A 14,644-nucleotide genomic window follows, 5' to 3' on the forward strand; every position below is an offset into this window, starting at 1 on the left:
TTGCCTTCTATTTAGGGCTATCTACTTTCTGTTAAATTAGCATAGGGTTTCAGGTTCATATCGGAGTACATTTGTCGTTGTCCCATCATATAGCCGGTAACCGCAATCATGGCGGCATTATCGGTACAGTAGGCCAGGCGGGGGATATACAGGCGACAATCTTTCTCACGTGCCATTTCCCGGGCCCTGGTGCGCAGCATGGAATTGGCTGAGACGCCCCCCGCCAGTACCACGGTGCGCACGCCGGTATGCTCAATAGCATTCTCCAGTTTTTTGACAAGAACATCCGTTATAGCCCGCGACACGCTGGCACAGATATCGCTGAGATGATCGGTCAAAAAGGATGCCCGGTCTTCCCGGTCCTCCAGGTAATACTTCACCGAGGTTTTGAGTCCCGAAAAGCTAAACTCAAACTTATTATCCAGCATCGCCTGCGGAAAGTCATGAAATTGCGGGTTCCCCTCCTTTGCGCACTTGTCGATCTCCGGACCGGCGGGATAGGGAAGGCCTAAAATCTTCCCGATCTTATCAAAAGCTTCCCCGGCGGCATCATCGCGTGTTTGTCCCAACAGGATATGATCAAACGGACCCCGAACATGCACCAGCTGTGTGTGACCCCCGGAGACCGTCAGTGAAACAAACGGGTATTCGGGCTCACCATCAATAAAATTGGCATAGATATGCGCATCCATATGGTTGACGCCGATAAGCGGAAGGTCGCGGGACAGGCAGAGTCCCTTGGCAAAACAAAGTCCCACCAGCAGCGAGCCCATCAAACCGGGTCCCTGCGTCACAGCCACCGCATCGATCCGATCAAGCGATATACCGGCCTCTTCCAGCGACTGCTGTACCGTCGCCTGGATCGTCTTGTGATGCGCGCGCGAAGCCAACTCGGGTACAACCCCTCCGTACCGCTCGTGGACAGCCTGAGAGGCTATTACATTGGATTGCAGTCCATCGGCGGTATAAACCGCTGCAGCCGTTTCATCGCAGGAGGACTCTATACCTAAAATATTCATCATACATTCCGGGTTACGCAACCCATATCCTGTTTGAGAGCTTGGCAAGACGATTCTTTTGGCCAATTTCTGCATATTCACGTATTCAACATTCTCATATATGCTCAACCCCGATTATTCACGAAACCGTAACATTAACGATTAAGCCATTGATCCTGTTTGACATATTGAACAAAACTCCTGCTTTTCCAAAGCCCTCTGTTTATTTTTAATCGAAATACAGAATAAGGAATACCCACCAAGTAATATAACTTTTTAAAGTTATGCGACGCTCAGCATCCTTTCGATCGGCAGATGCGCCCGCTCCGCCAGTTCATCAGGTACCTTAACCTCAAACTGGTCGTACTTAAGCGCCTCATGGAGCTTCTCGAGGGTAATCATCTTCATAAATTCGCAGACAGCGTTTTCATTCGCCGGGTAAAATTTCTTTCCCGGATTTTCTTTCTTCATCCGGTGCAGAATGCCGGTTTCGGTAGCCACAACAAACTCTTCAGCCTCAGACTCGCTGGCACGATTCAGCATGCCGCTGGTAGAGTGAATGTGTCCGTCTTCACAATCGAAATACATCGCCGATTTCATCATGCACGAGGTAGAGCAGCCGCATTCGGGATGGATCAGCACTTCGGCATCCGGGTATTCCTTCTGCTTTTCACCCAGATTTAGCTCCCCGATCTTTTCATGCACATGGCAGGCCCCATCCCATATATTCAGCTCGCGGCCCGTAACCATCTCTACATACGAACCCAGGAATTTATCCGGCAGAAACAGGATCTCTTTCTCCTCCGGTATCGATTCTACAATATCGACAGCGTTTGAGGAAGTACAGCAGTAATCGCATTCCGCTTTAACGGCGGCCGTAGTATTGATGTAGGTAACCACCACCGCATCGGGGTGCCCGGCTTTCCACTCCCGAAGCTGCTCCACGGTAATACTGTCTGCCAGTGAGCAACCCGCATCCAGGTCCGGGATAAGTACTTTTTTATTGGGCGATATGATGGAAGCCGTCTCGGCCATGAAGTGCACCCCGCAAAAGACAATCACCTCGGCCTCAGTCTCGGCGGCCTGGTGCGAGAGACCCAGCGAGTCTCCGATATAGTCTGCAATATCCTGTACCTCCGGCACCTGGTAGTTGTGCGCCAGGATGACGGCATTACGTTCCTCTTTCAGCTGTTTTATTTCTGCTACTAACTCTTGGGTATTCATAAAATTATCTCACTGTTTGAGATTTTGTTTAATTAAGTTGTTGTATATTTTGGCTGATATCAAATGCGTCCACCGAATGAGTGAGGCTCCCCACTGAAATATAATCAACGCCTGTTTCTGCAACTTTGCGTATCCTCTCAAGCGTGATGTTACCAGAGGCTTCCGTTTTTGCCCGGTCTTTGATCAGCTCCACGGCTTCCCGCATCGCAGCGGCATTCATATTATCGAGCATGATTATATCGGCGCGGGACGAGAGTGCCTCTTCAACCTGCCGGAGCGTCGTCGTTTCCACTTCAATCTTCAATTCGGGATGACGGTTACGCACCTTGCGTACGGCCTGTTCAATACTGCCGGCTGCAACGATATGATTATCCTTGATCATAGCCATATCGTATAACCCCATGCGATGATTCTGCGCCCCACCCGCTTTGACAGCATACTTGTCCAGCAAACGCCACCCGGGCACCGTCTTCCGGGTATCTAAAATCTGCGTATCGAATTCTTTAACGGCTTCCACAAACTGACGGGTTCTGGTAGCGATGCCGGACATTCGCTGGGCAATATTCAGGGCGATGCGTTCGGCCGTCAGAAGAGCACGAACCCGCCCGCGCACAACAACGATTTCACTGCCGGCTGATACCTTTTCCCCTTCGTCGACTTTCGGCATCCATTGTACGTCGGGGTCCAACCTCATGAACACCTGCCCGGCGATGGTAATTCCTGCAACAATTCCCACATCCCTGGCCGTCCAGATGGCCTCGGCCAGAGCACGTTTATCAATGATCGCATCGGTTGTGACATCCCCCCTTCCGATATCTTCCTCAAATGCCTGATCAATCAGGCGATTAATAATCTCTTCTGGAATTCTTTCCGTTAATGCTGTATTCATATTATCGGTTTAAAGAGCTTCCGAATGCTCAATAGGTTTTTGAAAAGCGATACGTTCCGACATCAAAGAACTTTCCGGAAAATCAGTCCGCGTATGCACCCCGCGGCTTTCCTCCCTTTGCAGTGCTGACTGTACGATCAATTCAGCCAATTGTACCAGCCCGCGCGAACGTATGGCGAAATATTCGTTCTGCTCATCCGGCAACTGTTCCCTCAGCGTCTGACATCGATCGGCCGCCTGCTCCAATCCTTCTCTGTTGCGCTGAATGCCGGCGTGGCGGCTTAGCACTTCCGAAACTTCCTGTTGCAGGGCCGTAAATGCTTCGCCGGAATCATCACGGATCCTGAAATCAGTGGAAAAACTCGCCTCCGGCCTTTTCCCGGTGGTCGAGGCATGCTGAACCGCACGTTTGCTGAAAACCAGGCATTCCAACAGCGAATTGCTGGCCAGGCGGTTGGCCCCGTGCACCCCCGTCGCCGCTACCTCACCACAGGCGTATAATCCTTTTATAGTTGTCCGGGCCTCCAGATCGGTTGCCAGTCCCCCGATACAATAGTGGGCAGCGGGAGCCACCGGAATACCCTCTCTTTTGATATCAATCCCCTGTTCCTTAACCTTGCCGATCAGATTTGGAAAATGGGCATCCAGCTTTTCGGTATCCAGGTGACGCACATCCAGGTAGACAAAGTCATTGTCCTGATTTTGGATTTGACGGAATATCTCCCGGGACACCACATCGCGGGGAGCCAGCTCTTGCTGGTCATAGGCACCCATAAACCGTTCTCCTTTTTCATTGTACAGGTGAGCTCCTTCGCCCCGTACGGCCTCACTGATCAAAAAGGTGGAGCCGTCACCGGCGTAGAAAGCCGTGGGATGAAACTGTACGAACTCCAGGTCCTGCAGCTTTGCGCCGATATCATATCCGAGCCACAAGCCGTCACCGGTCGAGGTATGGGGATTTGTGCTCCGCTGAAAAAGCCCTGAATAGCCTCCGGTGGCTAAAATCGTTACCGGACTTTCTATCCGTAACAGTTCATGTTCCTTGTACAGATATGCTGCCGCCCCCCCGCAGCGCTCCTCTTTTTCATTTTTGAACAGTTCATGGACAAACGCCTGTTCCGTTACCGTAATGCGCTCTTCCGCTTTTACCAATTCCGTCAAAAATTCGATGAGCGCCTTACCGGTGGCCGCCCCGTTGGCATGCAGGACTCTCCGATTGGAATGGCCACCTTCCAGACCGAGATCGAGCTTCCCGTTCGTTTTATCGAACCGCATCCCCAGGTCAATACATCGCTTGACTTCCCGTGCGCCCTCGCTAACCAACAGGTCCACGGCTTCGGCATCACACAGCCCGCGTCCCGCCTGGAGTGTATCTTTCTTATGGCTTTCGTAGGTATCATCGCCTTTCAACACGGCGGCGATGCCTCCCTGGGCCCAATAACTGCTGCTTTCTTCGAGCCCGGATTTCGTTACCAGCCTGACACGGCCATGCCTGCTGGCATGCAAAGCGGCATTAAGGCCCGCTGCTCCGCTGCCGATAACGAGAAAGTCCGTGCTTATGGTTGTGCTGTTCACGTAATACAGGTTTCTAAAATTTCACCCTAAATATAAGGGATATTCGGTAAGCTACCCAAGATAATAAAAAAGCCCTCCATCAATCGATGGAGGGCTTTAATTTCGACCTATCTCTGTTATTGATCTCCATGCAGAATCAGAGGGCTGCTATTTATTCCTTCTCATCGTCATCGACGACTTCAAAGTCAGCGTCTACCGCATCGTCTTCTTCCTCATCCGACGCTTCCGCATCACTTGCTCCGTTAGAAGCTCCGGCGGCGGCTCCCGCTCCGGGTCCGCCCGGGCCTCCCGGCTGAGCTTGCTCCTGGGCTGCCGATTGATAGATCTCCTGTGAAGCTGCCGACCACGCGGTATTCAGCTCTTCCATAGCTTCATCGAGCTCATCAACCTTCTCCTGGTCGTGCAGCTCTTTAACCTTTTCAAGCGCAGCTTCAATTTTCTCTTTATTCTCATCCGAGATCTTATCCTCGTGCTCATCCAGCTGCTTGCGTGTAGAGAAGACCAGGCTGTCGGCCTTATTAAGCTTCTCAGCCCGCTCGCGGATGCGTTCATCCTCTTCGGCATGCTCTTCGGCAGCTTGCTTCATTTTTTCGATCTCTTCCTCAGACAGTCCGGAAGAAGATTCGATGCGGATGCTCTGTTCTTTGCCGGTACCCTTGTCTTTCGCACTTACATTAAGTACTCCGTCGGCATCAATATCGAACGTCACTTCGATTTGAGGGACACCACGGGGTGCCGGCGGAATGCCGTCAAGGTGGAAGCGACCCAGTGTTCGGTTGTCCTGAGCTTTTGCACGTTCCCCCTGCAAGACATGAATCTCTACGCTCGTCTGATTATCCGCGGCCGTAGAAAAGGTTTCTTTCTTGCTGGTAGGGATCGTGGTATTCGCCTCGATAAGCTGTGTTGACACGCCGCCCAGGGTTTCAATACCCAGCGACAGCGGCGTAACATCAAGCAGGACCACATCATCGACATCGCCCGACATGACACCACCCTGGATAGCGGCTCCCACAGCAACTACTTCATCAGGGTTTACGCCCTTGCTGGGATCTTTGCCAAAGAAATCCTTAACAACCTCCTGGATCTTCGGAATGCGCGTAGAACCACCCACCAGGATCACCTGGTCGATTTCGTTCTTACTCAATCCGGCATCATCCAGGGACTTCTTGCACGGTCCAACCGTTTTCTGAACAAGATCGTCAATCAGCTTCTCAAATTGCGAGCGGCTGACATCTATATTCAGGTGCTTGGGCCCCGAGTCCGTAGCCGTAATAAACGGCAGGTTGACATTTGTTTTCTGTGAGCTGGAAAGCTCTATTTTTGCTTTTTCAGCCGCATCCTTGAGCCGTTGCATGGCCATCGGATCTTCGCGCAGATCAATTCCTTCGTCTTTTTTGAACTCCTTGGCCAGGTGATCAATCAGACGCGAGTCGAAGTCATCGCCCCCCAAATGGGTGTCACCGCTGGTGGACCTGACCTCGAATACGCCGTCACCCAGTTCCAGGATAGAAACATCAAACGTACCACCGCCAAGGTCATACACCACGATGGTCTGGTCCTGGTCTTTCTTGTCCAACCCGTAAGCCAGCGAAGCAGCCGTGGGTTCATTAATAATTCGTTTTACATTCAGTCCGGCAATATCTCCGGCTTCCTGCGTGGCCTTGCGCTGTGCATCATTGAAATAGGCCGGTACCGTAATAACGGCATCCGTAACGTTTTCACCCAGGTATTCCTCCGCGGTCTGCTTCATCTTCTGAAGCACCATCGCAGAAATCTCCTGTGGCGCGTACTTGCGGTCTTCAATCTGCACACGGGCGGTATTGTCATCTCCTTTGACGATCTTGTACGAAGCCTGTTTAGCCTCTTCCTTAACTTCGTCATAGAAGCGGCCCATGAAGCGCTTGATTGAAGAGATTGTCTTATCCGGATTCGTTATGGCCTGTCGCTTAGCGGGTGCGCCAACAAGGCGCTCGCCATCCTTTGAAAAAGCGACAACCGAAGGCGTTGTTCGTCCGCCTTCTGAATTTTGAATAACAGTGGGCTCATTTCCCTCCATAACGGCAACGCAGGAGTTCGTTGTACCCAAGTCAATTCCTATGATCTTTCCCATAATAGTCGTTTATGATTTTTTGTTAGTTGATTAATTCTTTAAAAAATATTCACCGCCGACCCGAAAACGATTGGGGCGGCATGACAATAAATACATTCATATCATTTTATCGGAATGGATGTCGCGTCAACCGGGACATCCGTTTTCGGCATCGTAACAGAGAGAACACCGTTGCTAAACCGGGCCTCTGTCTCGGCCGTATTCACATTTTCCGGAAGCGCAAATGAGCGTGAAAATACGCCCGTTGCGCGCTCCTGCCGGCGATACGTTTCATCTTCGGCCAGTTTTCCGGCTCGTTCTCCCTTTACGGTTAATACATGTTCCTTAAGAGCGATATTAATTTCTTTTTTTGATAATCCAGGCAAATCCAGCTTAATGACAAATGTTTCGTCGCTTTCGATGATATCACAAGAGGGCGTAAAATCGTGCCCTTTATCTTCGAGCGGCACAATGCGCTCTACGAAATCCTGGATATCCTTGCCCAGTCTTGTTAACTGCTTTTCAATATCGATCGTAAATTCACTCATGGAGCTAACCATTGGTTGATGTTTGCTCTTATAAAAGCAATCACAATGCCAACCTATACAGAAAGGAATGTTTTATGACGTATTGGCATTATTGCGTCAACAATCGACAGGTTTTGTCAAATTTGCGGATCAAAGGATCAATTCGTCAGCATTGACAGATCTTTCCAAAAGCCGGGATAGGAAATGGCGGTGCAATGGCCGTTTATAACAGTAGAAGTGTCGGTTCCCATCAATGCCAGCACGGCCGCCGCCATAGCAATGCGATGGTCATGGAAGCTCCGGAATGCAGCCTGCTCGGGCCTGAAGTCGGGATCTCCCTTAATGGTAAAGCCATCTTTGTATTCTTCAAAGTCAGCTCCAACCGATTCCAGTATATCGGCCAGCGCACTCAGGCGGTCGGTCTCCTTGTGACGCAGCTCTTCTGCTCCCGAAACCCGTGAAGTACCATCGGCAAAAAGCATGGCAATGGCCAGAATGGGAATTTCATCGATACAGTTGGGGACCACCTTCCCGGTTATCGTCACCGGTGTCAGCGGTGAGCTTTTTACCCGTATGTCGGCTACCGGCTCTGCTCCTTCCCGATCTTCATTCGTAATTTCTATATCAGCCCCCATCTGCTGCAGGATCCCGAGAGCGCCTGTCCGGGTGGGATTCACTCCCACCCCCGGCAGGATGATTTCTGCTTGGGGATGAATTGCCCCCGCCGCCAGCCAAAAGGCGGCCGCCGAAAAATCGCTGGGTACCCGGCAGGATTGCCCGGGCACGACATCTTCACGGCTGGACCGGATCATCCGTTTTCCCTCTTTTTCCTCAACGGTAAGATTCAGAAGCCGTTCGGTATGATCCCTGCTGGGCAGTGTTTCGACCACCTCGGTCGGGCCGTCACCGAAAAGCCCGGCCAGCAGCACACACGATTTCAGCTGTGCGCTGGGAATGGGAAGGGGGAAGTGCAGGGGTTTGAGCTCGTCATCCCGGCGGAAATTCAACGGAGCATAATCATCTTCCCGGGCTTCAATCTTAGCCCCCATCGCCCGAAGCGGCTCGATGATACGCTTCATGGTGCGGGCAGATAACGACTCATCCCCCGTCAGGCGGGCGGAAACGCCTGAACCGGCGATGATGCCACTCAACAGGCGCATGGTCGTCCCTGAATTCCCGCAATCCAGGTCGCCGGAAGGAGTTTGCAGCCCGTCGCGCCCCACTCCATCCACAATGATCGTGTTCTCCCCCGGTTCCTTAATGACAACACCCAGCCCGCGCATACAGTCCAGCGTGCTGTGCGGATCGGCGGCTTCTGAAAAGTTGGTGATGGTTGAGGTGCCTTGATGCAGGGCAGCAAACATAGCCGCCCGGTGTGAAATTGACTTGTCGGCCGGCAGTTGAAGCGTGCCATGCAGCGACGCAGCCGGTTGAACAGTATAATCCATTAATTCGTCTGTTCCAGTAAACGTTGTGCTTCCTGTGCTTCCGGCGTATCCGGATAATCGTTAACCAGGGTATTCAGTGCTGACCGGGCTTCACCGGGCTGTTCCATCTGGAGAAAACTTTCAGCCCTCCCGAGCAGGGACTTTGCAATCCAGCTGTCGAAGGCCCCGTATAATACACTTACCCTGGAGTAATGCTGAACGGCTTCTTCATAATTTCCATTTTCGTAGCTCGCTACCCCCAGCAGGTACTGCGCTTCAGCCCCTACTTCGGTCGTATTGGCCTCGGCCACCAGATTCAGCATATCTTTGGCATCCTGATAAGCCCCTTCGTTGAGCGATACTTTTGCCAGACCCACATTGGCCGCGGCGTAATTGCCGTCAATCTGCAGGGCCGACCGGTAATGCTCCTCGGCCGCAGAATTGTTGCCCATCGCAATCTGTGCGTCTCCCATCCCGATATAGGCCTCCAGTCGATACCGGTTGCCTCCCTGTTCCAAGAGCTGTTCGAAATAACTGTATGACTGCTGATAATTACCCCGCTCGTAGGCAATACGTCCCAGTGCCGCCAGAGCAGGCCCGGCCCGTTCGGAGTCTGGATATTCCTCTGCAATCGTTTGATAGGTGCTTACAGCCTGATCAAGCTGGTCTGTTTGCTCATAGGCATCGGCCAAATTAAAATGGGCGTCAGGCAGAAGATCCTGGTTATTCGTGATCCGTATATATTGCTGAAACTCCTCAATCGCCCCTTCGTAATCACCGGACTGCATAAGTTTGTCGCCCTTTCGAAAGCGCAGGCGGTCGGCCATGGATGTCTGCGGATTTTCCTCCAGGAAATCTTCCAGGACCGATGAGCTTGCATCCGTATTTCCGGCTGAAAGCTGGGCATACTCAATACCATTGGCCGCCTCGATGATATAGTCGCTTTCCGGGTACTTTTCCATTACTTCTTTGTAAGCTTCGATTGCTTTATCATAGTCACCGGCGTTATAATAGGTATCACCGATATTATACTGTGCCCGCGCCGCCCAGCTGGTACCGGGATATTTATTTATCACGGTCTGAAATTCTTCCACGGCCTGCGAGTAGTTGCCGGTATTCAAGTAGATGTAAGCAATATTATATTGAGCCTGCTCACTCAACCGGCTGTCCGGGTACGTTCGTAAAAAACGACGCAGCGTCGTAACGGCATCATAGGTCCGCTCGCTTCGATAATAACTGTTACCGATCTGGAACAGGGCGTAGTCTCCTCCCGGCTCTGCGCCGAGTACCTGCTTATAGGTGGCAATGGCTTCGCTGTAATTGCCGAGGGCATAGTAAGCATCTCCAATGCGGAGACGGGTATCCGTGTCATACGGATAGAGAGCCGTCTCGGGAGCTTCATATTCCTGCAGGAACGTCCTGAACGGACCAATCGCCTGTTCAAAATTCCCCATCTTAAAGTAACTCCATCCCAGCGAGTAACTGGCGGGGCCTACCAGCTCGTGATCGGGATATTGCTGGATAAACTGGTTAAACTGGTTGGCGGCCGGACCAAATTCCTCCATGTTGTAATACGCGTCAGCGCTCCAGAAGAGGGCTTCCCGGCCAACTTCCTCGCCGGGTACTTCCTGATGCAGCGAGTGAAAAATAGCCTGGGCCTCTTCATACGCCTGGTTACTGTACTGTACCCATGCTTTCTGAAAACGAGCCTGGCGCTTGACCGCCGGATCCACATCGGTCACATCCTCGGCAGCTTCAAAGGCCTGTATAGAACGGGTAAACTCTTCATTGGCAAAATAGGCTTCTCCCAGCAGCGTGTATACTTTCCCGCCCCATTCCAACTCCTCTTCATTGCGAACAAGTGGCAACAATACTTCAATGGCCTCCGAATAGCGACCCATCTCATAAGCGGTAATAGCCCACTCATAATACGTCTTTTCCACCCACGGACCCTCGCTAAACCGATCGCCGAAGCCCCGGAAGGTTTCCATGGCCTCGCGGTACCTCGACCCTAATTTCTCATTCACCGCTTTGTAATACAGGGCTTTTCGTGCGAGCTCATCTGATCCTTCCGCCGCTTTTTCAAACTCATCCGATGCCCAGTGATAAATTTCCTGCTTGTGGTACAGCCATCCCAGTCCGTAATGGGCTGACCGCTCCTCATCCGTGCCTTTTGTGCGATTGATATACTGGAGATACGTTTTAGAAGCCTCATCAAAGTTCTGTAAATAATTATGGCTTTCGGCAATGAGCAACACCGCTTTCGTTGTCATCTCTTCATCCAGGTAGGGCATGGCATCCTCAAAAGCGCCTATGGCCTCTTCATAGCGGCCCTGCTGGTAGTACGATTCGCCGAGGGCCATACCGATTCTGCGTGTAATATCGGAATTGGGGTATTGTTCCTTCAACAGTTCAAAAGCCTCGGTGGAAGCATCGTAGTTATTTTCCGACAGGAATAATCGTCCGCGTGTATAGAGCGCTTTGGGGGCCCACTCCGAATCCGGGTACTCTTCGCCCACGGTCAGAAAATAGTGCCTCGCCTGTTCCGTATCTCCCCCGGCGATGGCTGCCTCGGCCATCCAGTAATGGACCTCAGCCGCTTTTTTGCGGGGCAATCCCAAGTCCAGCGAACGCTGGTAGATATTGATGGCTTTGCTGTACTGTCCCTGCTGTTCGGCCTGTTCAGCCAGATCAAACAGCAGTGTAGAGGAAAAATCGGTGTGCGGGTGGTTTGCTATAAATCGCTCGTAGTAAGATTGTTTATTCGTGGAATCCATTTTTGCCCGGGCCCGCACCAAATAAAACCGGGCGGACAATGCCAGCTCATGGTCTTCCTCGCGGCTGACAAACCGCTCCAGTTCACCGGCCGCCTCTTCGTATAGTCCCCGGTCAAAAAGCTGAATTCCCTGTTGATAATGTGCGGAAGAGGGCTCCTGAACTTCCTGGGCATGAGGCTGAAGGGTATAGCCAAACACAAGCATCAAAAATAAAGCGCAAAATTTGAATCGTTTTACCATGAGATACGGAAGCCGTTTACTGTTTCTGTTTCGAAGAAATATAACAATATATTATCAGGCATACATCGGACTTCTTATAATATGAGATTATAAGAGGTCTAAATGTAAAAAATAAGTAGGAACACACCTATTATTTTATATTTCCATCTATGTGTTTGCACGTTATCGCAAGGTATTCATCTTACGCTCCTTGTGCATGGTGCAAAACAGGTTTGCCCGGTCGGGCCAACGGGTCACACGCTCGAGCTGCAGAAGCAAATTCACGTCTTGCATCATATACATATGTACTTCATCGACCTTCCGGCCCTGCCGCAGCTCCGTTCCTATTTGCCAGCCGGGTCGAATGAGTCTAACTCGCCGGTTAGAGCCATTCATACACCGGGTACTTTAATGCAAGCACACCATACCAGACAATATGCCTATTCATTACGTGCAATGCTGTTGATTAGTATATAAATAAATCCAAAATGTTCCTTCGGAAATGAAAAATAGCGGTCATTCTTTAAAATTTGATGCGCGCCTGTACCCCAACTTCGCTGCGGGTATCGCCCTGGATTTCATTGAGTCCGCTGCCAATAACCTGCCGGTCTTCATATTTGGTGATACCCACCTTGGCCCAGAACTCCAAAAATGAAAACGGCTCGTAGTTGACCAGCAGGTACATCCGCTGGCCGCGGTCAAACAGCGGCTGACTGGCAAAAACGTAGAGCAGGTCGTTTTCAAACTGGTATACCCGCGAGGCATAGCTTTCGGTATCAAAAACCGTAACACGGGTATCCAGGGTCAGTTTTTCGCCTAAAACCAGCCGCAGATCCTGATAGAGCAGAAATCCCGTTTCGATCTCTTCTCCGGCCCCGCGGCTCCGTACCCACTCTGCCCGGCTTCGCAGCCGCACGTCATCATTTACCCGATATTCGATATGTCCCCGGATGCTGCTGCGCCGGCTGTTCCCCAGCTCCCGCCGAAGCCGCCCCAGTTTGTCCGTCACTTCGTATTCATCCTCTTTGGTTTCGCCCCGTACCTGCAGGTAAGCGTCCAGTCCGGGCTTAATCTCCATCTCGGCCTTCCCGAGCCAGTCGTACCCTTTGGTGGGCTGATGGGTTCTGAAGCGAGCCGCCGGAAATCGGAATTGATCGAAATACGCGTTAAGGGTGATCTTGTCATCAAGCGTATGCTGCAGGCCAAGATAGATTCCCTCCTCGTTTTTGGGCGTACCGGAACCTTCCCCAAACCCCTCTCCCAGGATTGACTGAAACTCCTTCTGATAATTTCGATAGGCCAGCGCCATCTCCGTATCGGGTCCTATGGGACTTTCCAGGCCGCTGACAACACCCCATCCCCCGTTTTCACTTCGGGCGGCTTCGCCAAAAGCAACGGCCGGACCCAAAAGGAGAGTATAATCCCCCCCGATGGTCGACGCGGAGGTCCCTTCAAAATCATATCTGGCATAATCCTGATCACTGGCAGCGATGTAGCGGTCGAATGTCGTTTGGTAGCCGGTAGCACCGATAAAACCAACGGGAAGCTCCACCCGGATATGTCCCCCATACAAACGCTGCCGCAGGTTTCCGCGCCGCGCCTGCTGCCGTTTCGTACGGTGATACCCGCTTTCGGTCGGAAATCGCGTGGTGTCGGGCGAAATTTCACCGGCCGTCCGCCGGCGGGAGGAATAAAAGCCAGTCAGCTGAAACCGTCCCCCATACGTCATCGCGGCGCCCCGGTAATAGTTCGTCTCCTGGGCCGACGTGTAGGGCTTGATGCCGCGGCCGCTTCGATTGGCCGCACCGGTCACATTGCTCCCCTTGCCAAACACGCCGCCATTCCACAGCACCAGTCCCTGACCAAATGACAGGCTGTAATCCCCCGCCACCAGCGTTTGCAGCCGACCGTTATCTTCAAGCGCCAGGTGCCAGGATTGATGATCGAATCGCGTGGGACCGGGCAGCATTTCGCCGGCATCTTTCTCCTGTGTCAGGTTTGCCGACAGGTGATCGCTCTGATAGTCCATGCGCTGGTAATATTTTGCCGGGCCGCCTAGGTAGCCCCCCTCCTCCGGCGAAACCTGATAGCCCCGGGCCGCCTGCAAATCCCGCTGGTATCTCGTAAACGCCTGGAACCGGCCGCCGTTGGTCCAGTACCGGCGGTCGGTGAACAACCTCCTGCTGAGTTCGAGTCCCCTGCCGACCGTTACATAGGGATGAATTTTCTCATAGGTAACCCGGCCGATACCGGTAACCTCCGTCAATTCCTGCAGTGCTTCGAACGGTTTTACGTCCCGGCGATACCGAATAATTGCCCGGGCTGTCTTGAGGTTGATTCCCGGCACCTGCATCAGTGTATGCAGGTCAGCCTGATTGACATTCACCGGGTTGGCGGACATATCCTGCAAAAGCTGGATCAGCTGTTCACTGCTGCTCTCCCGGTTATCGGGATCAAGATCTTCCAGGGCCTGCTCGAGGTCTTCCCGTACTTCCGAACGGGTCGAGTCGCGCTGCTGAGCTCCCGCAATGACCGGAAGCAGCAGTACCAAAACCGATATGCCTATGCCCCGAACGCGCATTACCAGCTGATTTTGAAATCGACAGCGGGACTGTAGCCCAGCACATTGTTTGCGTGACGCTGGACGGCCACACTGGCACTCCATGCGGGCTGAAGATATCCGAATCCGGCTGAAAAGGTCCGGGGCGCCGTTGTAATACCCGCCCGGCCGGTTAATCCGCCGATGATGTTCACCTCTACACCCCCCCGGTATGCCAAAGGGAAACGCACATCCTTAAACAGCTCCGTTGAAAAAAGGGCCAAATCCGAAAGCCGGTAAGAAAATCCCACGCTGAGATTGCGCGGTAATTCCTCGTCATTACGCGAGCCGTAGCTGGGCTGGTTGACATTCACGGCCCT

At 52.3% G+C, this 14,644-nt stretch carries 10 protein-coding genes and 1 pseudogene; all 11 read right to left on the bottom strand.

Annotation, left to right across the window (positions count from 1 at the left end):
• Positions 1 to 17: 17 nt before the first annotated feature.
• On the bottom strand, positions 18 to 1,019 hold the full coding sequence (gene tsaD / locus ACESLU_RS01365) for a tRNA (adenosine(37)-N6)-threonylcarbamoyltransferase complex transferase subunit TsaD (RefSeq protein ID WP_372634083.1): 1,002 nt from the start codon (positions 1,017 to 1,019) through the stop codon (positions 18 to 20).
• Between the two features lie 261 nt (positions 1,020 to 1,280).
• A complete protein-coding gene (gene nadA, locus ACESLU_RS01370) occupies positions 1,281 to 2,222 on the bottom strand; it encodes a quinolinate synthase NadA (RefSeq protein ID WP_372634057.1) in 942 nt (313 codons plus the stop codon).
• 28 nt (positions 2,223 to 2,250) lie between these two features.
• Positions 2,251 to 3,111: a carboxylating nicotinate-nucleotide diphosphorylase gene (gene nadC / locus ACESLU_RS01375; RefSeq protein ID WP_372634060.1), complete on the bottom strand. Its 861-nt coding sequence runs from the start codon at positions 3,109 to 3,111 to the stop codon at positions 2,251 to 2,253.
• Between the two features lie 9 nt (positions 3,112 to 3,120).
• Positions 3,121 to 4,686 carry an L-aspartate oxidase gene (gene nadB, locus ACESLU_RS01380; protein WP_372634063.1) on the bottom strand — a complete coding sequence of 522 codons (1,566 nt, stop codon included), beginning with the start codon at positions 4,684 to 4,686 and terminating at the stop codon, positions 3,121 to 3,123.
• Positions 4,687 to 4,837: 151 nt separating this feature from the next.
• Complete coding sequence (dnaK, locus tag ACESLU_RS01385) at positions 4,838 to 6,796, bottom strand: molecular chaperone DnaK (RefSeq protein ID WP_372634066.1); 1,959 nt, start codon at positions 6,794 to 6,796, stop codon at positions 4,838 to 4,840.
• A 101-nt stretch (positions 6,797 to 6,897) separates the two neighbouring features.
• The gene (locus tag ACESLU_RS01390; protein ID WP_372634069.1) at positions 6,898 to 7,323 is read right to left on the bottom strand and encodes an Hsp20/alpha crystallin family protein; all 426 of its coding nucleotides are present in this window, start codon (positions 7,321 to 7,323) and stop codon (positions 6,898 to 6,900) included.
• A 137-nt stretch (positions 7,324 to 7,460) separates the two neighbouring features.
• Positions 7,461 to 8,750: a 3-phosphoshikimate 1-carboxyvinyltransferase gene (gene aroA / locus ACESLU_RS01395; RefSeq protein ID WP_372634071.1), complete on the bottom strand. Its 1,290-nt coding sequence runs from the start codon at positions 8,748 to 8,750 to the stop codon at positions 7,461 to 7,463.
• A complete protein-coding gene (locus ACESLU_RS01400; protein WP_372634074.1) occupies positions 8,750 to 11,746 on the bottom strand; it encodes a tetratricopeptide repeat protein in 2,997 nt (998 codons plus the stop codon). Before ACESLU_RS01400 ends, aroA begins: the two co-directional genes overlap by 1 nt.
• Before the next feature lie 162 nt (positions 11,747 to 11,908).
• Positions 11,909 to 12,121 (bottom strand): hypothetical protein, encoded by a 213-nt coding sequence (locus tag ACESLU_RS01405; protein ID WP_372634077.1) that lies wholly within the window; start codon positions 12,119 to 12,121, stop codon positions 11,909 to 11,911.
• Positions 12,122 to 12,248: 127 nt separating this feature from the next.
• Entirely contained in the window at positions 12,249 to 14,306 is a 2,058-nt protein-coding gene (locus ACESLU_RS01410) for a ComEA family DNA-binding protein (RefSeq protein ID WP_372634080.1), read from the bottom strand.
• Positions 14,306 to 14,644: pseudogene (locus tag ACESLU_RS01415) on the bottom strand (hypothetical protein); the annotation flags it as partial. The gene ACESLU_RS01410 and the pseudogene ACESLU_RS01415, both read right to left, overlap by 1 nt.

Origin of the sequence: Fodinibius sp., assembly GCF_041642155.1 — a bacterium.
GTDB lineage: Bacteria > Bacteroidota > Rhodothermia > Balneolales > Balneolaceae > Fodinibius.